General features: G+C 46.6%; 17 protein-coding genes. 10 read left to right on the forward strand and 7 right to left on the reverse strand.

Annotation, left to right across the window (positions count from 1 at the left end; translation table 11 throughout):
• Positions 1-24 precede the first annotated feature (24 nt).
• The 3 genes from A8806_RS20915 (at position 25) to A8806_RS20925 (ending at position 3,257) form a co-directional block, all read left to right on the forward strand.
• Positions 25-1,419 (forward strand): MATE family efflux transporter, encoded by a 1,395-nt coding sequence (locus A8806_RS20915; RefSeq protein ID WP_109733117.1) that lies wholly within the window; start codon positions 25-27, stop codon positions 1,417-1,419.
• 155 nt (positions 1,420-1,574) lie between these two features.
• Positions 1,575-2,204: a CatB-related O-acetyltransferase gene (locus tag A8806_RS20920; protein ID WP_109733118.1), complete on the forward strand. Its 630-nt coding sequence runs from the start codon at positions 1,575-1,577 to the stop codon at positions 2,202-2,204.
• Positions 2,205-2,429: 225 nt separating this feature from the next.
• On the forward strand, positions 2,430-3,257 hold the full coding sequence (locus tag A8806_RS20925; RefSeq protein ID WP_109733119.1) for an Mrp/NBP35 family ATP-binding protein: 828 nt from the start codon (positions 2,430-2,432) through the stop codon (positions 3,255-3,257).
• Between the two features lie 129 nt (positions 3,258-3,386).
• Here A8806_RS20925 and A8806_RS20930 read toward each other — a convergent pair whose 3' ends face one another.
• The gene (locus tag A8806_RS20930) at positions 3,387-4,082 is read right to left on the reverse strand and encodes a S1 RNA-binding domain-containing protein (protein WP_109733120.1); all 696 of its coding nucleotides are present in this window, start codon (positions 4,080-4,082) and stop codon (positions 3,387-3,389) included.
• Positions 4,083-4,419: 337 nt separating this feature from the next.
• Between A8806_RS20930 and A8806_RS20935 the strand changes: the two genes are divergently transcribed.
• Together A8806_RS20935 and A8806_RS20940 are read left to right on the forward strand one after the other, a co-directional pair.
• Positions 4,420-6,072, forward strand: a complete 1,653-nt coding sequence (locus A8806_RS20935) for a putative manganese-dependent inorganic diphosphatase (RefSeq protein WP_109733121.1) — start codon at positions 4,420-4,422, stop codon at positions 6,070-6,072.
• An 81-nt stretch (positions 6,073-6,153) separates the two neighbouring features.
• A complete protein-coding gene (locus tag A8806_RS20940) occupies positions 6,154-6,729 on the forward strand; it encodes a flavin reductase family protein (protein WP_109733122.1) in 576 nt (191 codons plus the stop codon).
• Between the two features lie 90 nt (positions 6,730-6,819).
• Here the strand turns inward: A8806_RS20940 and galT are convergent, their stop codons facing one another.
• The 3 genes from galT to A8806_RS20955 are packed head-to-tail and all read right to left on the reverse strand — an operon-like array spanning position 6,820 to position 10,521.
• Positions 6,820-8,310 carry a UDP-glucose--hexose-1-phosphate uridylyltransferase gene (gene galT / locus A8806_RS20945; protein ID WP_109733123.1) on the reverse strand — a complete coding sequence of 497 codons (1,491 nt, stop codon included), beginning with the start codon at positions 8,308-8,310 and terminating at the stop codon, positions 6,820-6,822.
• Between the two features lie 4 nt (positions 8,311-8,314).
• Complete coding sequence (gene galE, locus A8806_RS20950) at positions 8,315-9,313, reverse strand: UDP-glucose 4-epimerase GalE (RefSeq protein WP_109733124.1); 999 nt, start codon at positions 9,311-9,313, stop codon at positions 8,315-8,317.
• 38 nt (positions 9,314-9,351) lie between these two features.
• Positions 9,352-10,521 carry a galactokinase gene (locus A8806_RS20955; RefSeq protein ID WP_109733125.1) on the reverse strand — a complete coding sequence of 390 codons (1,170 nt, stop codon included), beginning with the start codon at positions 10,519-10,521 and terminating at the stop codon, positions 9,352-9,354.
• Positions 10,522-10,697: 176 nt separating this feature from the next.
• On the opposite strand from A8806_RS20955, the gene A8806_RS20960 reads away from it, so the two are divergent.
• Positions 10,698-11,525, forward strand: coding sequence for an AraC family transcriptional regulator (locus A8806_RS20960; RefSeq protein WP_109733126.1), 828 nt, complete (start codon positions 10,698-10,700; stop codon positions 11,523-11,525).
• Positions 11,526-11,540: 15 nt separating this feature from the next.
• Here A8806_RS20960 and A8806_RS20965 read toward each other — a convergent pair whose 3' ends face one another.
• Together A8806_RS20965 and A8806_RS20970 are read right to left on the reverse strand one after the other, a co-directional pair.
• Entirely contained in the window at positions 11,541-14,138 is a 2,598-nt protein-coding gene (locus tag A8806_RS20965) for an FtsX-like permease family protein (RefSeq protein ID WP_181368815.1), read from the reverse strand.
• A gap of 64 nt (positions 14,139-14,202) precedes the next feature.
• The gene (locus tag A8806_RS20970) at positions 14,203-15,582 is read right to left on the reverse strand and encodes an MATE family efflux transporter (protein WP_109733128.1); all 1,380 of its coding nucleotides are present in this window, start codon (positions 15,580-15,582) and stop codon (positions 14,203-14,205) included.
• Positions 15,583-15,717: 135 nt separating this feature from the next.
• Between A8806_RS20970 and A8806_RS20975 the strand changes: the two genes are divergently transcribed.
• The 4 genes from A8806_RS20975 to A8806_RS20990 all read left to right on the forward strand — a co-directional run bounded on the left by A8806_RS20975 (position 15,718) and on the right by A8806_RS20990 (position 19,122).
• The gene (locus A8806_RS20975) at positions 15,718-16,413 is read left to right on the forward strand and encodes a polysaccharide deacetylase family protein (protein ID WP_242996216.1); all 696 of its coding nucleotides are present in this window, start codon (positions 15,718-15,720) and stop codon (positions 16,411-16,413) included.
• 28 nt (positions 16,414-16,441) lie between these two features.
• A complete protein-coding gene (locus A8806_RS20980) occupies positions 16,442-17,164 on the forward strand; it encodes a tRNA threonylcarbamoyladenosine dehydratase (protein ID WP_109733129.1) in 723 nt (240 codons plus the stop codon).
• 92 nt (positions 17,165-17,256) lie between these two features.
• Positions 17,257-18,108, forward strand: a complete 852-nt coding sequence (locus A8806_RS20985) for a YitT family protein (RefSeq protein WP_109733130.1) — start codon at positions 17,257-17,259, stop codon at positions 18,106-18,108.
• Between the two features lie 225 nt (positions 18,109-18,333).
• Entirely contained in the window at positions 18,334-19,122 is a 789-nt protein-coding gene (locus A8806_RS20990; RefSeq protein WP_109733131.1) for a MarR family winged helix-turn-helix transcriptional regulator, read from the forward strand.
• 104 nt (positions 19,123-19,226) lie between these two features.
• On the opposite strand, the gene A8806_RS20995 is transcribed toward A8806_RS20990, so the two are convergent.
• Positions 19,227-19,850, reverse strand: a complete 624-nt coding sequence (locus A8806_RS20995) for a GNAT family N-acetyltransferase (protein WP_109733132.1) — start codon at positions 19,848-19,850, stop codon at positions 19,227-19,229.
• Positions 19,851-19,871: the final 21 nt, after the last annotated feature.

Raw genomic sequence — 19,871 nt, forward strand, 5'->3', positions numbered from 1 at the left:
GTATAAGAGAGGGCGGCGAAGAAGATGAGTGTGGAGAAAGGCAGGTTACATATAGAGAATCAGCTGGGGATTGACTGGGGTAAGTTTTATAAAAGTGTGTTTGCCCTTGTGATTCCGATGGCGCTGCAGAATCTGATAAATGTGGGGGTTACTGCGGCGGATGTTATTATGCTGGGCAAGGTGGGGGAAAAGGCCCTTTCAGGGGCGTCTCTGGCCGGGCAGGTGCAGTACATCATGGTTCTTTTTCTGTTTGGCCTGACGTCCGGAGCAACGGTGCTGACGGCACAGTACTGGGGGAAGGGCGATAAGAAGACGATTGAGAAGATACTGGCTCTTGGAATGAAGGCGGCGGTGGTGGTTACTGCGGTGTTTATGATTGCGGCCCTTGTGATTCCGGGGATACTGATGAAGATATTTACGAATGATCCGGAGGTGACAGCACAGGGGATACAATACCTGCGGATTGTAGCATTTTCATATGTGATAATGGGGATTACCCAGGTTTACCTTTATGTGATGCGCAGTGTGGAGCGGGTGGTTGTGGCAACTGTCGTCTACCTCATTTCGCTTATCGTGAATGTGGTCCTGAATGCCATTTTTATTTTTGGCCTTCTGGGCTGTCCGGCGATGGGAATTCAGGGTGCGGCGCTTGGAACGCTGATTGCAAGGATTACGGAGCTGGTACTCGTATTTGGATATGCCAGGTTCTTTAATAAGGACATAAAATTCCGGATAAACTATTTTTTAAGGACAGATAAAATACTTGTGCAGGATTTCCTGCGTTATGCACTGCCTGTTGTTATGAATGAGGTGATGTGGGGGCTTGGCACGGCTGCGAACACGGCTATTTTAGGACATATGGGAAGCGCGGCCGTGGCTGCAAATTCTGTCGCGCAGGTGGCCAGACAGCTGGCAACTGTTGTGGCATTTGGCCTGTCGAGCGCCACTGCGATTTATTTAGGTAAAACAATAGGGGAGAAAAAATTTGAACATGCAAAGGCATATGCCAACAGGTTTCTTTGGCTGAGCGTCATTATGGGGGCATTAGGCGGGGGGCTGATTCTGGCGGCATCACCGGTCGCAGCGGCGGCGCTGTCACTGTCTGTGGAGGCTAAGGGCTATCTGAAATTCATGTTCTTTATTATGTCTTATTTCGTAGTTGCCCAATCATTCAACACAACGATGGTAGTAGGAACATTCCGTTCAGGCGGGGACACGAGGTTCGGCCTGATTATGGATGTTTCTACCATGTGGGGAGGTTCTATCCTGTTTGGATGGCTGGCCGCATTTGTGTTTAAATGCAGCGTCCCGGTTGTATACATGATATTGATGTGCGACGAGCTGATTAAAGTACCGATCACATGGATACGCTACAAAAGCTTCAAGTGGCTGAAAGACGTCACCCGGGATGAATTGTAGAAACGAAGGACGGATGGGAAAGTTTACTTTAAAGCATCTCTATGTTATGATAAATATTGTATCAAATTAAAAAGAGGTGAGCGTTTGTGAAGCTTTGCATTGCATTAGCTGGAATGGTTGAAATAAGTGGTTAACAATTAAGAGGAGGACTTAAAATGGCTATTCCAGAGAAACAAATATATCCCAGAACGGGAGACAATCAGACAGTTTATTTAAAGAACGTAATCAGCGATCCAAACATTATGGTCGGCGATTATACGATGTATAATGATTTTGTCAATGACCCGGTATTGTTTGAAAAAAGTAATGTGCTGTATCATTATCCGGTCAACCATGACCATCTTGTGATCGGCAGGTTCTGTTCTATTGCCTGCGGAGCAAAGTTCCTGTTTAACAGTGCAAATCACAGGATGTCATCCCTGTCTACGTATCCGTTTCCACTTTTCTTTGAGGAGTGGGGGCTTGACATGAAAAATGTTGCAGATTCCTGGGACAACAAGGGTGATATCGTCATAGGAAATGATGTGTGGATCGGCTATGAGGCAGTTATTCTGGCCGGGGTTACCATCGGTGACGGTGCAGTCATAGGCAGCCGTGCGCTTGTGACAAAAGACGTTGCACCATATACAATCGTCGGCGGAATACCGGCAAATCCTATCAGAAAACGGTTTTCAGAAGGTACGATTAAGACCCTTCTGGAGCTGAAATGGTGGGACTGGCCGAAAGAGCGCATTACACAAAACATTACAGCGATACAGTCCGGTGCCATAGAAAAACTGGTATAGGGGTATGCATCATTCCGAGGGTTTTTAGTAAATTGCATTTATGGTATAATGCTCGCACTTAGCGTGGTTTTATCACGCTTAGTAAGACATATACCTAAATACTTAACGAGGTATTTCACGAGTTTAGTATTTATGGTATAATACAAAAAGCGGGCCTTGCCGTTACAGGCAGGCTTGCTTTTTGAAACAGTACGATACTATTATAGAAAGAGAAGGTAGAGCAATATGGCAGATGAATACAGCAATGGCTGCAGCGAAGAGTCCTGTGCAGGCTGCGCACATGCAGGATCATGTGAGAGCAAAAAGGAGGATTTCAGAGTTCCGGCAAATAAATATTCACAGATTAAAAAGGTAATCGGCGTTATCAGTGGAAAGGGAGGCGTAGGCAAATCACTCGTGACTGCATCTCTGGCCAGAATGATGCGTGAGAAAGGATACACCGTCGGCATTCTGGATGCAGACATTACAGGACCGTCCATTCCAAAGATGTATGGTGTGCATGAGACGGCGAAGGGCAGTGATGAGGGGATGTTCCCTTGTATCGCAAAGGATGAGACCAGAATCATGTCCGTCAACCTTCTGCTGGAGGATGAGGATACCCCGGTTATCTGGAGGGGGCCTGTTATTGCAGGAGTCGTAACACAGTTCTGGACTGACGTTATGTGGGGAGACATTGATTATCTGTTCGTGGACATGCCTCCGGGAACCGGAGATGTGCCGTTAACCGTATTCCAGTCACTGCCGGTAGACGGGGTTGTCATTGTAACATCTCCTCAGGACCTTGTACAGATGATCGTGAAGAAAGCATACAACATGGCAAAACAGATGAATATCCCTGTGCTTGGCGTGGTGGAAAACTACAGTTATGTAAAATGTCCTGACTGCGGGAAAGAGATCAAAGTATTCGGCGAGAGCCACATAGACGAGATTGCGGCGGAACTGAACATGCCTGTACTCGGTAAGATGCCGATCGATATGAAGATTGCAGAAGCGGTTGATGCAGAAAAATTCTATGAGGCCGAGAATCCATATCTGCAGGATATTAAACTATAAAAATGGCAGGACAGCCGAACAAAGCATATAATGAAACCCTTCAGTCCGGGCAGGAAAAATATATCCTGCTCCAGTCTGAAGGGTTTGTTCATTTCATAGCTTTTTCCGGAAACTTTCAAAAAGGAAATCCTAAAGCTTAATGTTCTTAAAGAGGTCACCAAGGTTTGTCCCGATGTTCTCGCTCTTAGGAATCTCTACTTTTTCAACAACTTCTTCTGCAGATTCCTCGAGTGCTTTCATACTCAGGCTGATCTTGCCGTCCTTAATCCCGATCACTTTTACCTTTACAGTGTCGCCGGTTTTCAGAACTTCACCCGGAGTCTTGATGCGCTTCTGGGAGATCTGGGAGATATGCACGAGGCCGGACAGTCCGTTCTCGAGTTTAATAAATGCCCCATAATTCTGCAGAGTCTCAACAGTTCCTTCCATAACAGTACCGATCTTAATGCTTGCGATCTGGTCTTCACGTGCTTTTTTCTCTTTTTCCCTTAAAATCTCGCGGGCGGATAAAACGAGACGGTTATTTGCCTGATCAACATCAATGACGCGTACTTCGATGTCCTTCAATAAATAGGTTTCCAAATCCTCAATATATGAAAGAGAAAGCTTGGATGCAGGGATGAATCCGCGTAAGCCCTCGACCATTGCGATAGCGCCGCCATTTACGATCCCTTCTACTTTAACAGGCAGGACTGTCTTGTTCTCCATGTAGTCAAGAACTCTGTTCCAGGGATTTGCATCATCAAAATGTCCCTCGTAATCAGCCATTGTCTCAACAGGTTCTTCATTTGTCTGTACTTCTTCTGTTTTCAATTCTTCGCTCATCATTGCACCTCAACTTATCTTTAAAATTCGTGTAAATCACACTTGCACCGCGGCCCATTACTGAAAACCCGTGTGTCTGTGTGAAAAATAGTACAGACTTAGTATAGCATATGTTTTACCAAAAAAACAACCAATCTTGAAAATTGGGTTGACGAATTCCTGAAAAAATGGCAAGCTACTATTAATGAATTGAAAAACCAAAGACCCTGCGGCGGGCTGCAGGGCATTAAATTTGCAGTGCGGCGGGGCCCGGGCAGAGGTTTTCTCCCACGGTGACAAAAAGGGATGGGATACCTGATCCCGTCCTGCCGCCTGCGGGAATAGAGGGTGAAATGATATGGATAATGGAGTAAATAAGCGAAAAGTATATGTAGTAGGCCACAAGAACCCGGATACGGATTCGATCTGTTCTGCAATTGCCTATGCAAGGCTTAAGACGAGGCTGACAGGGGAGGAGTATACCCCGCGCAGGGCAGGGCAGCTCAATGAAGAGACACAGTATGTTCTGGAGCGGTTTGGCATAAAAGTTCCCGGACTTCTTTCTGACCTGCGTGTCCAGGTGAAGGACGTAGAGTTAAGGAAGGTGGAAGGGCTCAATGGCAGCGTGTCCATTAAGACGGCGTGGGCCAGAATGAAGGAACTCAACATCAAGACACTGCCGGTCACAAGAGGCGGCAAGCTCGAGGGGCTGATCACCATTGGTGACATTGCTACATCTTATATGGATGTGTATGACAGTACGATCCTTTCCACTGCCCGAACACAATACCGCAATATCGCAACGACGATCGGCGGCCGGGTAGTAATTGGAAATGACCACAGTTTTCTTCTGAAAGGAAAAGTGGGGATTGCGGCGTCCAGCCGTGACCTGATGTCTGATTTCATTGAGGAGGATGACCTCGTAATCCTTGGAAACAGAAGAGAAGCACAGCAGTGTGCGATCGACCTGAATGTAGGCGCAATGGTCGTTTGTCATGGTGCGGAGATACCGGCTGACATCATAGAACAAGCGAGACAAAAAGAAATCGTGATTATCAGCACGCCCCACGATACATTTACGGTGGCAAGACAGATCAACCAGAGTATCCCTGTCAGACATTTTATGACAAAGGAAGGGCTCATTACGTTTAAATTGCGTGATTACGTCGATGATGTAAAGGATGTCATGGCACATAAGCGTTTCCGTGATTTCCCGATCGTAGATAATAAAGGCAATTTCCTCGGCTTCATTTCCAGAAGGCGGCTGCTTAACAGCAGAAAGAAACAGGTCATTCTTGTAGACCATAATGAGAAGAATCAGGCTGTAGACGGGATAGAGGAGGCCGATGTGCTGGAAATCATAGACCATCACAGGCTGAGCAGCATAGAGACAATGGGACCTGTATTTTTCAGGAACCAGCCCGTTGGATGTACGGCAACCATCATCTACCAGATGTATCAGGAAGAGTGCATTGAGGTGGAAAAGGAAATTGCGGCGCTTCTTTGTTCCGCGATCATTTCCGATACACTGATGTTCCGTTCACCAACCTGTACGCCGCTGGATGAGGCATCTGCCAGAAAACTGGCGCAGATAGCAGATATCAATATAGAAGAACTGGCACTGGAAATGTTTAATGCCGGAAGCAACCTGAAGGGAAAGAGTGCAGAAGAAATCATTTTCCTGGACTTCAAGCAGTTTACAGTCAACGAAACCGTCATCGGAGTAGGCCAGGTCAACTCCATGAGCGGGGACGAACTCAAAGAAATCAAGGCAACGGTCCTGCCTCATTTGGAGAAGGCAAGAAAATCACACCGTCTGGATATGATTTTCTTCATGCTGACGAACATCGTTACAGAATCCTCGGAACTGATTTGCTGTGGTCTGGATGCGCGTTCCAAGGTAATCGCTGCCTACGACTTGCGTGAAGATACGGACGATCTGCTCTTAAAGGGTGTTGTATCCAGAAAGAAACAGCTCGTGCCGACACTCGTAGGTGCCCTCCAGCAATAAGCGTGCCGCAAAGGGGTCAGACCCTTTTGCACTCCATATTCAGAATATTCTGAATTTAAGGGAAAGGAAGATAGTAAGAAGATGAGCAAACAAGTATGGAAACCCGGGAATATGCTGTACCCGCTCCCTGCTGTCATGGTAAGCACCGCGGATCGATCAGGAAAAACGAATATTCTGACGGTTGCGTGGACAGGAACGATCTGCACAAATCCGCCGATGGTCTATATTTCCGTCAGGCCGGAGCGTTATTCCTACCAGATGATAAAGGAGTCAGGGGAATTTGTAATAAATCTGACAACAGAAAGCCTGATCAGGGCAACAGATTACTGTGGGGTCCGCTCGGGAAGAGACGTTGACAAATGGAAAGAAACCGGTCTGACGCCGTTAAAGGCGGAAACGCTGTCTTATGCACCGGCTATAGAAGAGAGTCCTGTCAGCATTGAGTGCAGGGTGACTGAGATAAAAGAATTGGGGAGCCACCATATGTTCCTTGCCGAAGTGACGGCAGTTCAGGTGGATGAATCCTATATGAACGAGAAGAATAAGTTTGAACTCAACAAAACAGGCCTGCTTGCTTATTCCCACGGGGAATATCTTGGACTCGGGAAAAAGCTGGGCACATTCGGATACAGTGTACGCAAGAAAAAAAGAAAGTAAAAATAGAGAGAAACAAAAACGGGTGTGGGGTCAAATGATCAGAGTAACTGACAATTTGGTCCCACACCCGTCTGGCTTATTAAAACTTTCTTACAGGGCAGCAATAAACCTGCCGAATGCGTTCATTCCTTCTTCTGTGCATTTATAAACACCTGCATCTTCGAGCACCTGGCAGAAGACTTTCCCGACCTCCTGTTTCAGAATCCCGTCGATATTATCCGGATTCAGGTCCGGATAATCAGGAAGGAATCCTTCTACCCAGTCGGCATGTTTTTGCAGTGTCTCATTGCTCCTGATATCTTTCTTTTCCAAAATAAATTCTGTCAGCAGTTCCAACTCATCTTTCAGACGTGACGGCAGGACTGCGAGTCCCATGACTTCAATCAGGCCGATATTTTCTTTCTTGATATGGTGCAGTTCTGCGTGAGGGTGATATACTCCGAGGGGATGTTCTCCGGTCGTGATATTATTGCGCAGTGTCAGGTCAAGCTCATACAGGTCACCGTGCATTCTGGCGATCGGCGTGATCGTGTTGTGAGGCTGTCCATCGGTCTCTGCATAAATAAATGCATCTTCATCGGTATATCCCCTCCATGTCTTTAGGATATGGTCTGCCAGCTCGATAATCCGGTTCTCATCACTGCCCTGGAGGCGGATGACGGAGAGCGGCCATTTTACAATCCCTGCAGTGACATCTTCAAAGCCGTCAACCACAAAGTTCCTGACAACAGGGGCCTTGGCCATAGCGAACGTATAGTGGCCGCCCTGAAAGTGATCATGGCTTAAGATAGAGCCTCCTACGATCGGCAGGTCCGCATTAGAGCCGAGGAAGTAGTGGGGGAACAACTTTACAAAATCAAATAGTTTACGGAAGGTATTCTTCTCAATCTTCATGGGCACATGCTCACCGTTAAGTACGATACAGTGCTCATTATAATAAACATAAGGAGAGTACTGGAACCCCCAGCCGCTGTCATTGACTGTGATCGGGATAATCCTGTGGTTTTCACGCGCCGGGTGGTTTGTACGGCCGGCATAGCCTTCGTTCTCCATGCAGAGCAGACACTTCGGATAAGAAGATGCCTTCGCATTTCTTGCGGCCGCGATGGCCTTGGGGTCCTTCTCCGGTTTGGAAAGATTGATTGTAATGTCCAGTGTGCCGTAATCCGTGTCAACGGTCCACTTCATATCCTTACAGACACGGTAGCGGCGTATATAATCGCTGTCCTGGCTTAACTTGTAATAATATTCGGTAGCGGTCTTTGGTGACTCCTTGTACCTTTTCCAGAATTCAGACTGCACCTGGGAGGGACGCGGCATGAGACAGTTCATCAACTTCGTATCAAACAAATCCCTGTATACGATGCTGTCCTCAATGATTCCGCGGCTGCATGCCTCATCCAGCAGTTCTTTCAAAACATCCTCCAGAACAATCAGGGAGAGATCGCAATCTGTGTCTTGATATTCATCCTCATGGAACAGATCGAGCAGCAGGTTGGTCGTATAAATACGTTCACTTTCCGGCGTAAGCCCTGTCTGGATTCCATACTGTACCAGCTTCTTGATTGCTTCATTCAACATAACGTTATGCCTCCTGTTTTCTGAATCCGTGCGGATGGGTGCTGTGCCATTTCCAAGCAGAAGCGATGATCTCTTCCAGATCGGCATGCTGCGGATTCCAGCCGAGGACTTCTCTTGCCTTATCACTGGATGCAATCAGCCTTGCAGGGTCTCCTGCACGCCTTGGTGCTATCTTTGCATTGATTTCTAGGCCGGTTACTTTTTTGGCCGTCTCAATCACTTCCTTGACAGTGAAGCCGATCCCGTTTCCGAGATTGAAAATATTGCTGTCACCGCCGTCCAGAAGATATTTCAGGGCAAGGATATGAGCCTGTGCAAGGTCCGTTACATGAATGTAATCACGGATGCATGTGCCATCTTTCGTGTCATAATCATCCCCGAAAATACTGATGTATTCACGCTGGTTCAGCGGAACCTGGAGGATCAGTGGAATCAGGTGCGTCTCAGGACTGTGTGCTTCACCGATGCTGCCGCTTTCATGGGCACCACAGGCGTTGAAGTAGCGCAGGGCGACATATTTCAGGCCGTGTGCGGCATCAGTCCATTTCATCATCTTTTCCATCGCAAGCTTTGTTTCCCCGTATGTATTGGTCGGACAGGTCCTGTCATCCTCCATGATCGGGATATTCTCAGGCTCCCCGTAGGTCGCGGCGGTGGAAGAGAAGACGATTTTCTTTACATCATGGGCAATCATAGATTCCAGAAGGACTTTCGTGCCGCAGACATTGTTGTCGTAATATTTCAGCGGGTCGACCATACTCTCACCTACAAGGGAGTTTGCGGCAAAATGAATGACAGCATGGATTTCTTCGTTTTCGAAAATGTTATCCACGAAACCACGGCTGCGGATATCCCCTTTGTAAAAACGGGCTTTCGGATGAACCGCCTCTATATGCCCTGTCTCCAGATTATCCGCGATGACAACATCGGCTCCTTTGTCAATAAGTTCATAAACTGTGTGTGAGCCGATGTATCCGGCTCCTCCTAATACTAAAATAGACATTTGAACTCCACCTTTCTGAATCTTTTATTCCCTGTTTCTTAATTTAACTTACATGCCCCGCCGCCGATATCAACGGTATAGAATTCTGCCTCGTGGCCGACTTTCTCCTTATAGCTGCTGCCGACGGTACTGATGAAGGCATCCACGGCGTCATTTTTTACAATGCTGACCGTACAGCCGCCGAAGCCGCCTCCTGTGATTCTGGAGCCGATCACGCCGGGAACTTCCCATGCCAGGTCAACTAAGACATCAATCTCATCACAGGAAACCTCGTAATCATCCCTTAAGGAAATATGGGACTGGTTCATCAGTTCGCCGAACCGTTCAATATTGCCGGCTTTCAGTGCCGCTACAGCCTCGATCGTGCGCTGGTTCTCGGCAACTGCATGCTTTGCACGTCTTACCTGAACCGGATTCGGGATGACTTCTTTAAACTTCTCAAACGTATCCATATCCAGATCACCGAGTGCGTTGATGTCCAGTTCTTTCTGAAGTGCGGCAAGAGCCTCAGAACACTCCTGACGTCTTTCGTTGTATTTTGAATCAACGAGGCTGTGCTTTACCTTGCTGTTCGTAATAATGATCTTGGCGTCTTTAAGGACGACCGGGGCATATTCATAATGCAGTGTCGCGGTATCAAGGAAAATGGCATGGTCTTTTTTGCCCATTGCAACGGCAAACTGGTCCATAATCCCGCAGTTACAGCCGTTGAAGTTGTTCTCGGAATATTGTCCGATCAAAGCTAAGTCAATCATACTGAACTTATCAATGCCAAACAGGTCACTTAAGATCACTCCTGTCAGAACCTCCAGAGAGGCAGAAGAGGAGAGGCCGGATCCATTCGGGATATTGCCCCAGATTACCATGTCAAAACCACTGTCCAGCTTCACACCCTTTTCGGCAAAAGCCCAGACAACACCTAACGGGTAGTTCGCCCAGCCATAGGCTTCTTTGTTCGTCAGGTCGTCCAGAGAGGCTTCCACGACACCGAAGCTATTCAGGTTCATGGAATAAAAGTGCATTGCCCTATCGGAACGTTTCCTTGCCATCCCGTATGTACCAAGAGTCAGGGCACATGGGAAAACATGCCCTCCGTTGTAATCGGTATGTTCACCGATCAGGTTCACGCGCCCCGGTGAAAAATAAAATCCCGCGCCGTCTGCGCTTCCAAACAGTTCTTCAAATTTTGCAGATAATTTTTCTTTCATGTTAAATCCTCACTTCCATATGGTGTCAGAGTCGTTCTTTCCTATGCTTTTATTATAACGGAACAGAGGGAGGATGTATATAAAAAATCCGTGCAAAGATATGTAATTATGTTGCATGTGGAAAAAGCAGCCGATATAATGATGAAAGAGATGTAAGGAAGAAGGGAGAGTAAAATATGGAAGGAACTTATAAATACTCATACAAGGTTGGAGAGAGCCTGCTGACCTCACTGTCTGTTTATAATGTGGGACATCAGAAATGTGGGCCCGGCTACCAGTGGGGTCCCGGTATCAGGAACCATTACTGCATCCACCATATCATTTCCGGGACGGGGTATTATAGTGTACATGGAGATACCTATAAGCTGTCGGCGGGGGATACTTTTATTCTTTATCCGGATACGGAAGTGAAATATTATGCAGATACGGAAAAACCGTGGGAGTATGCATGGGTAGGATTCATGGGGACCGACGCGTCGTCCATCATACGATCCACAGACTTTACGAGGGAAAAACCATATATTGAGAATGGGAAAACACCGAAAAGAGTCCTGAAGAATCATCTGGATAAGATATACGAAGTAAAGGGAAACAGTCATGAGGCTTCCGTGGCAATGACCGGGGCACTCTATACACTGCTGGCTGTATTCATGCACTATGCAGGCCATAGGGAGCCGTCCAGCGATATCCAGCTTGCTTACGTCGAGAAGGCAAAAAACTATATATCCACGAGCTACTCTTATCCTATCACGGTGGAAGATGTTGCAGCCTATGCGGGCATCAGCCGGAGCCATCTGTACCGTTCGTTTCAGGCATATGAACAGCAGTCCCCGAAGGAATACCTGAGCAATTTCCGCATAAAACAGGCCTGCCGCCTTTTAAAGGAAACAAGCCTGTCTATCGCGTCAATTGCTTATTCGGTTGGGTTCGAGAACAACCTATATTTTTCGAAGGCATTTAAGAAAGTGATGCATGTCAGCCCGTCAGAATACAGACAGAACTGAGAGGAAGGGATAAAGCTATGGCTCCTCCACCTTTTTGATAAAGCCCTTTTCCAGAAAATGTATTCCGGCACAATAGACCACAACATATACTGCCAGTAAAACGGCAAGCAGAATCAGGTACCTGGCAGTTTCCGCCCCGGTAAACAGTCTCTTCACAGGCATTCCGATGAAGAAGATGGCGGAGACGGCCACACCAGCCAGAAAGGCGAACCGGGAGTGCACAGACATATCGCTGCGCAGGAGATGGACCCGTTCTCTGCGGTTCATTCCAACGGCCTCGAGAAGCTGGTTCCTGCGCCTGAGTTCCCCGATCTCCAGACTGTACTTCAGATAGAAGACGAACAGGCTGCTAATCAGCAGGATAAGTGCCGTAACAGAGAATGCAATTGCCTTAAAGAAGCGCCCGCCTTCGGCAAAAGACTGTGAAGCCTGTTTTCCGTAGCATGGCAGGATGGTCGGGTCCACATAAGTGTCCGCTGCATGCTTCTCTGTGAAAACCTTCAGGTGCTCAGAAACATTCTGATATTCCCTGACAGATGTTTTTAACGTTACAAGCTGTGTCGGGGAAGGTTCTTCTTCAATCCTGTCCAATACGGACTGGCGCAGTTCTTCAAAATACGAATCAGAGAAGACTACGATATTTTCCTGGTCCCCTTCATGGAACATTCCTGTCAGAATTGTCTTTTCCTGACTTTTAATCCGGTATGGGGGATACAGCTCATCGCGGTTGTTCAGGGTATAATTGCAGATCACCCCCGCCCTTAAGTGCGGATCATATCCAAGGTCCTCCATCGGAGAATAGTACCAGTCCAGAAGACGGGCACGCTGTGAGGTATCCTGCTGGAACACGACATGAATCTCCCGGCCGTTCAGGTTCAGACTGCTTTTTTCATCCGGCCGTATAATCTTTTTCAACGTCCGGTATGTACTTTCCGAAATTCCAATATGCTGTCCGAGTGGGAAAAACATACCGTTATTTGTGGAACCCTTCAGTGTATTAAATGAAAACGGTTCTGCAAGCAGCGTGTCAATTCGGACCATCGGATAAGTCTCCATCTGTACATCATAGTCTGCACTCAGATCTTGAAAGAATTCCTCATCCCCTTCATGTGCCATACATACAAAATCATATGGATAGAGATTCTTCTCCGCAGAGGCAGTCAGAACCGAACTTAACCGCGGCAGGTAGACGGAGAGTGCAAATATATGAATCATAAACAGAAGAAAGAGGTACTTTGCATTTGTACGAAACCGGTATTTCCAGGGCAGTGTCAGGAAGATATGGTTCAGGCGGCGGTCCCTATTCTTAATAAACCAGCGGTACAGCCTGCTGCCCCCACAGTAGATCAGGAGCAGGAAACCAAACAGCATGACTGCCAGCCTCGAAAGACCTTCCATCCAGTATCCATACAGATAGCCGCTGATTCCTGTTATGATACAGTAAATTCCGTAAATGAGTCCGACAAGCAGAAGTCGTTTTGGCAGCTTTTCCTTTTTGGTTTCGCTGACTGCCGAGGACGTAATATCCGTATATTCAAATAAATGATAATTGATCAGGGTTGCGAGTCCTGCCATAAGTAAAAATGCAATGGCGGTAATGAGAATGAGCAGCCCATAGTCAGTAGGAACGGATGTATGTACCCCGATAGCGCGCAGAAAAAGAATTTTTGTGAGCGGAAGAAACAGGTTCCCGGCAAGCAGTCCCGCAGCCAGTGAAGCAAGGATACATACGATATATTCAAGCGCAATGACCAGCCCCAGAGTCTTTCTGCGGATCCCCAGGCTTATAAAAATCCCGTAGTTTTTCATGCGTGTCTTTATATAGTTCGAAATAATCAGAACGAACAGCAGGACTGACAGGACAACAACGATCACGGCGGCCTCAATAAAAATGGAGGTAATCTGGGCGCCTGAAGCCGAAGGCACATCCTGTCCCGGACTAAGCGTATGGTAAGCAGCCAGTGCCCCGAACATGACGTAAATAAGCGCAACAGAGGCCGAAGCAGCCAGAATAAATAAAAGATAGCTCTTCAGGTTGCTGCGGAAATTCGCAAAGATCACCTCAAAAAAATCTTTGGAGTACCGTCCAGGAAAACGCATCCGGCGGAGTTTGTCCAGACGGGCAGCCTCCTCTTTACGCTTCAGTTCCCGCGCTTTACGGTTCATCTCGTCGTGTTCCATAATCAGCCTTGCGCCGATATAATCCGCGACCATAAGGATCATAGAAACAGCTACGGCGGGCCGTACGGTATAAACGCCCAGAAATACGGTCAGAAGGTATACGAAACCGGTCCAGTAGCTGATGCTGCTGAGTACATTCGCATTTTTCCCGGCCAGGAAAAGAACGGACCGCAGGAGTAAAATCGCTGTAAGCAGGAGGGGCAGGAAAAGAAACAGGTAGGCAGGAACAATACTGACACCCGTTGCGGCCACCACCGCGGGATCCTCCAGAGCATTAGAAAAAGCCGAAATCCCGCCATAGCGCCGGACCTCAGCGTAAAATTCCAGAATCGTATAAGAGACCCCCTGAAAAGAGAGCCATTTAGCAAAAAAAATCAGGCAGGAAATCACAATTCCCACCACGGCGCAAAACCGGTTTGCAATACGCTTCATAAAAGCCTCCGTTCCCGGACGGCCCGCGGTGCACATCCCTTCTCGGCGGGCCTCCTGTCAATTCTTAAGAAACACTCGTTTCCGCTCCCAGCGGTTTCACCTTCTGGCGTATGATGCGCTTAAACAGCAGAGATGACAGTACCACAGAAACAATCTCCGCGATTGGAATCGCCCACCAAACCATGTGAAGCCCAAACAGCTCAGCAAAAAGATAAGCTACCGGAAGGATCACAAATAACTGTCTTGCAACAGACACGATCAGGCTGTATACCCCGTTCCCGAGTGCCTGGAAAGCAGAACCTACGATAATACAGTAGCCTGCAAATATAAAACTCAGGCTGATGATGCGCAGCGCCGGCACCCCGATCTCCAGCATATGTTCAGAAGCATCGAACAGTCTCAGCAGCTGTGCCGGGAAGATCTGGAATATGGCAAGCCCAAGTATCATAATGCCGACAGCAATCATGACACTTAGATTAATGGTCTTCATGATTCTTTTCTTATCACGTGCACCGTAATTGTAGGCGACAATCGGAATCATACCATTGTTGAGGCCGAACACCGGCATAAAAATAAAGCTCTGCAGTTTAAAATACACACCGAACACGGCTGCGGCGGTAGATGAGAAGATCAGAAGGATCTTATTCATTCCAAATACCATGACAGATCCGATGGACTGCATAATAATAGAAGGCACGCCGACTTTATAAATGTTGGCGATAATCGTCCGGTCAGGGCGGAATCCTTTCATATTAATATTCAGTTCCGGATTTTTCCGGCAGTTAAAGTATAAAGACATACATACGGCTACAAGCTGGCCGATAACGGTTGCAAGTGCTGCCCCTGCGACTTCCATTCTCGGCAGGCCAAACAGGCCGAAGATCAGGATCGGGTCAAGGACAATGTTGATGACGGCCCCGGTTCCCTGTGTGATCATGTTATAAATTGTTCTTCCGGTGGACTGCATCAGACGTTCAAAGGTAATCTGCATGAAGATGCCGACGGATACAATCGTGATGATCAGCATGTATTGTGTACCATAACGGATGATGACGGGATCTTTTGTCTGGACGGTAAAGAAAAGATGCGAACCAAACAGACCAATCAGTGCCATCACAATATAGCTGGCCATGCCGAGAAAAATCCCGTTTCTGGCAACGTTATTCGCCTCCTCGAACTTCTTCTCCCCGAGATGTCTGGAAAGGAGCGCATTGATGCCGACACCGGTGCCCGCGGAAATGGCAATCATCAGGTTCTGTACGGGAAAGGCAAGCGAAACTGCAGTCAGGGCGGCTTCATTAATCTTTGCGACAAAGACACTGTCCACGACATTATAAAGCGCCTGTACGAGCATCGAAATGACCATAGGCAGAGACATTGTAATTAAAAGTTTCGGAACGGGCATAACGCCCATTTTGTTTTCTTGTTGTAATGGTTTTTCCATATTTTTATAATTCCTCCTCATTTGTGGCACAATGCTTATTATAACATCAATAAAATATAGTTACAATGCATATATTTAAAGGAAGCGTTAAAAAAGGGTCGTGACGGTTTGCGTTTTAAAAGGATGATGCAGGGCATGGGCCTGGTCTATGTTCTGCTTCTGATGGGAGTGGTCTATCCGTCTTTCTTCAGGGAAAATACGGTGGAAAATGAGAAGCGGGAAGTGTCGAGTCCCAATGCGATTGCATATGTGGCAGAGTCAATGACGGAGAAACCAAGAATTGCAATTACTTTCGACGACGGGCCGAATGCCACCTACACCCCGAAACTGCTGGATGGCCTGAAAGAACGAGGCGTGAAGGCTACATTTTTCCTGATCGGGCAAAATATAGAAAAAAATGGAAACAGAGAAATTGTGAAACGGATGTATGAGGAAGGCCACCTGATTGGAAATCATACATACCATCATGTGGAGATTACGAAGGTGAGTAATGAGGAGGCTTATCAGGAAATTGTTATGACGAATGAACTAATCAGCAGCATTACAGGGGAAGAGGTACAGTTCATGAGGCCCCCGTTCGGACTGTGGCAGAAAGAGCTTGAACAGAAGATCCATGTACTCCCCGTGATGTGGAGCATCGACCCTCTCGACTGGGCCACGGAAAATGTAGACGAAATTGTAAATAAGGTAGTGACGGAAGCGGAAGAAAATGATATTATTCTGTTGCATGACTGTTATGACAGCTCTGTAAAAGCGGCTCTGAAAATCATTGACCGGCTGACCGCTGAAGGATATGAGTTTGTAACAGTCGATGAATTGATGATGGATTAAATGACAGGACATAAAACAGGAGAAAAAGATGAATACACTAAATGAATATTCAAGAACAGAATTACTGATAGGAGCAGAAGGGATAAACCGGCTTAAGGATGCGTCAGTGATGGTATTCGGTGTCGGCGGCGTAGGTTCGCACTGTATCGAGGCACTTGCCAGAAGCGGGGTGGGAAATCTGGTACTGGTAGATAATGATACGGTATCACTCACAAATATTAACCGCCAGTCCATTGCGTACCACAGCACGATAGGAAAGTACAAGACGAAAGTAATGGAAGAACGTATCCATGATATCAATCCGGCAATCCGGGTGAAGACATATGAAACATTCGTACTCCCGGATAATCTCCAGTCTCTGTTCGAAGAGAAGCCGGATTATATCATAGATGCAATAGACACGGTTACTGCCAAACTTGCGCTTGCCAAGCTGGCCCGGGAACTGGATATCCCTCTCATCAGCAGCATGGGAACAGGAAACAAGCTTCATCCGGAACTGTTTGAAATAGAGGATATATCAAAGACAAGCGTATGCCCCTTATGCAAGGTCATGCGCAGGGAATTGAAAAACAGGGGGATATACCACTTAAAAGTGCTGTATTCAAAAGAAAAACCGATTGATACATCAAAAAGGGATACAGGAGAGGAAAAGGGTGCGAGGCGCAGTCTTCCGGGAAGTATTTCATTCGTCCCTCCCGTAGCAGGCCTCCTGATTGCCGGGGAAGTCATCAGAGAGATCGTTTTCCAATAAATGAAGTGCAAATTGGACAGACTTATAGTATACTATAGGCAATATGCGGTTGTTAGGATTAAAAAACATAGTGGGAATAGGAGAAATTAATAATGAACTCAAAGAAAAATTCGGTCCGTGAGTTTTTAATCATTACATTCGGAATGATGCTCGTGGCGGCGGCAGTCTATTTTTTCATGGTTCCGAGTAATATCGTGGTAGGAAGTATTTCCGGTCTGGCCCTTGTCCTGTCACAGCTTATCGGAATCCAGCTCTCTGTTATTACATTTATATTGAACGCAGTACTCTTAGTAGTGGGATTTATTTTTATCGGGAAAGAATTTGGTGCAAAGACAATTTATACATCCATGCTTCTTCCTGTTTTTCTATGGCTTTATGAGCGGATATTCCCAGTAACTAAGTCCGTGACAGGGAATCCGGTATTCGACCTTGTAACTTACATCCTGATCGTAGCGTTGGGACAGGCAATGCTGTTTCATGTCAATGCTTCTTCCGGCGGAATTGATATTGTGGCAAAAATCATCAGCAAGTTTACCCATATGGAGATCGGAAAAGCAGTGACCGCGGCGGGGATGGTAACGGCGATGACCTCTATCTTTGTCTACGACTTTTCAACACTGGTTGTCAGCATCCTTGGGACATATGCGAATGGCATCGCGGTAGATTACTTCATAGACGGATTTAACAAGAGGAAGAGGGTCTGCATTCTTTCTGATAACTATCAGGAGATTCAGGATTATATTATGAAGGAATTAAACAGGGGAGTGACACTATATGAGGCACAGGGTGCCTATGACAAAAAGAAGCGGACAGAACTGGTGACAATCCTGACCCAGCAGGAATATAAGCTGCTCCTGAACTACCTGCACACGACCCAAACCAATATATTCGTAACAGTGTCCACGGTGAATGAAGTAGTGGGACAATGGAATAAAAAACAATAAGAAGAAATGGCAGACTGTTAAAGGGCGTAAATCCAGATATTGGATTGCGCCTTTTTGTAATACATGTTAGTGGAGTGATAGGCTGGGGATTGATCTAATACATATCTTTTTAAAATAAATTAATTAGGTACCTTGACAAATGAGAGGACGAGTGATATTATTTATACAAGGTACCTAACTAATTGCGGATTTCAACCGATTTTTAAGAAAGAGAGGAATTTATTTATGAATAATCAAGAAGTTAATAACCAAAAACAGAATCAGGAATTTTGTAACCAGTGTAACCGGCAGTGCCCAAAGGACGATCTTTTGTGCGGAAGGGGCAGGGCTTATTTCGGCATCGGAGATAACGGGGACGAAAGAGGCTCAGAGTCAGGAGACAGCCGGTCCGGGGATCACAGAGATTTTAACGGGGACCCTGAAAGAAAGCGTGGATACAGAGCTGCCCGCGAAAGACTGCGCAAAGAGCGCATGGCGGAGCTCCACAGGGACAGCGAAGGCAGGCATCACGGTCATGGAGGATGGCACGGACAGTCCGAAGAGGAGATGCCGCTTTCCCAGCTGTTAAGCAGCTGCGGTCATATTGCAGGACACGCCGACAGACGTTTCAGGGGACAGGGACGCATCCTGCACATCCTCTCCCAACAACAGGAAATGAGCCAGAAAGAACTTCAGGAAGCCATGCAGGTCGAGGCAGGTTCGCTGAGCGAAATCATGGGTAAAATGGAAGCGAAGGGTATACTTGAGCGAAAGAAAGACGACAATGACCGCAGAAGAATGCTTGTCCAGCTTACAGAGGCCGGCCGGAAAGCTGCATTGGAATCTATGAAGGATACAAATACCGGGAAGGATATGTTTCAGGTACTGAGTGAGGAAGAACAGCAGCAGTTAAAAGAAATACTCGTGAAATTACTGAAGCAGTGGAAAGAAGACTTTGCAAAAGAAGGGCACGGCAGACAAAATGGGCACAGGCATGGAGGAGATCATCAGCATTCCCGGTCCGGGAAGGAATAAGGGCAGTGCTGTCAGAGATGAAAGCTTATAAAAATAGCTGCATAAAGGCATATGAAAACAATAGAAGTCTGGTTTTCATATGCCTTTTATAAAATTCCCTGAGATTATTTACAGTAATAATCGTAGATAAAGAAATTCATTTTTGCAGTCTGCCCGTTTATCATAAAGGTATGTTCTTTCTCGCAGCGCCGCGTCATTCCCTGGTGTTCATAAAATCCATAATTGCAGCTTGTATCGGTAAACAAGTAAAAGGCATCCAGCTTCTGCTCCTTCATATAATCAAGGGCAGATTGAAACAGTACCTTCCCGATCCCTTTTCCACGGCAGGAGGAATCAACTGCAAATAATGCAATCTCCGCAGGATAAGTTCTGCCGCAGTCCTGTAAAAGCTGCTGATCTATTCCATTTACATTCCCGAAGATTTTCGATACGTTTCTACCTTCTTTGGAAAGAAACAGGGAAATTACTGCGGTTAACTGTCTGATTTTCCGGCTAAACGGACATCTATGTATTGCCCTGTTTTTGGCTAAAATGATGCCGACAGGTACTCCATTATCAAGGGCAGCACGGGAAAAGGTGTAGTTCGTCAGGCAGCTGCTCAAAAACACCCGTGCTAATTTTGAAGCAGTCTTTGGGCTGCTGAATTCATCATATTGCCATGTCTCTCTGATTATGTTTTCCAATGCCTTAAAATCCTGTTTCTGAAATTCTCTTAATGTAATCTGCATACTAATTTCTCCTTGTCTGTA

The organism is Faecalicatena orotica, assembly GCF_003149245.1.
In the GTDB taxonomy this organism is placed as follows: Bacteria; Bacillota; Clostridia; order Lachnospirales; family Lachnospiraceae; genus Faecalicatena_A; species Faecalicatena_A orotica.

Excerpts from the sequence above, each read along its gene's own strand:
- A8806_RS20995 (WP_109733132.1), bottom strand. The coding sequence starts at position 19,850 with ATGCAGATTACATTAAGAGAATTTCAGAAACAGGATTTTAAGGCATTG.
- A8806_RS20985 (WP_109733130.1), top strand. The coding sequence starts at position 17,257 with ATGAACTCAAAGAAAAATTCGGTCCGTGAGTTTTTAATCATTACATTC.
- A8806_RS20960 (WP_109733126.1), top strand. The coding sequence starts at position 10,698 with ATGGAAGGAACTTATAAATACTCATACAAGGTTGGAGAGAGCCTGCTG.
- A8806_RS20925 (WP_109733119.1), top strand. The coding sequence starts at position 2,430 with ATGGCAGATGAATACAGCAATGGCTGCAGCGAAGAGTCCTGTGCAGGC.
- A8806_RS20935 (WP_109733121.1), top strand. The coding sequence starts at position 4,420 with ATGGATAATGGAGTAAATAAGCGAAAAGTATATGTAGTAGGCCACAAG.
- galT (WP_109733123.1), bottom strand. The coding sequence starts at position 8,310 with ATGTTGAATGAAGCAATCAAGAAGCTGGTACAGTATGGAATCCAGACA.
- A8806_RS20920 (WP_109733118.1), top strand. The coding sequence starts at position 1,575 with ATGGCTATTCCAGAGAAACAAATATATCCCAGAACGGGAGACAATCAG.
- galE (WP_109733124.1), bottom strand. The coding sequence starts at position 9,313 with ATGTCTATTTTAGTATTAGGAGGAGCCGGATACATCGGCTCACACACA.
- A8806_RS20990 (WP_109733131.1), top strand. The coding sequence starts at position 18,334 with ATGAATAATCAAGAAGTTAATAACCAAAAACAGAATCAGGAATTTTGT.
- A8806_RS20940 (WP_109733122.1), top strand. The coding sequence starts at position 6,154 with ATGAGCAAACAAGTATGGAAACCCGGGAATATGCTGTACCCGCTCCCT.
- A8806_RS20970 (WP_109733128.1), bottom strand. The coding sequence starts at position 15,582 with ATGGAAAAACCATTACAACAAGAAAACAAAATGGGCGTTATGCCCGTT.
- A8806_RS20980 (WP_109733129.1), top strand. The coding sequence starts at position 16,442 with ATGAATACACTAAATGAATATTCAAGAACAGAATTACTGATAGGAGCA.
- A8806_RS20975 (WP_242996216.1), top strand. The coding sequence starts at position 15,718 with ATGGGCCTGGTCTATGTTCTGCTTCTGATGGGAGTGGTCTATCCGTCT.
- A8806_RS20955 (WP_109733125.1), bottom strand. The coding sequence starts at position 10,521 with ATGAAAGAAAAATTATCTGCAAAATTTGAAGAACTGTTTGGAAGCGCA.
- A8806_RS20965 (WP_181368815.1), bottom strand. The coding sequence starts at position 14,138 with ATGAAGCGTATTGCAAACCGGTTTTGCGCCGTGGTGGGAATTGTGATT.
- A8806_RS20930 (WP_109733120.1), bottom strand. The coding sequence starts at position 4,082 with ATGAGCGAAGAATTGAAAACAGAAGAAGTACAGACAAATGAAGAACCT.
- A8806_RS20915 (WP_109733117.1), top strand. The coding sequence starts at position 25 with ATGAGTGTGGAGAAAGGCAGGTTACATATAGAGAATCAGCTGGGGATT.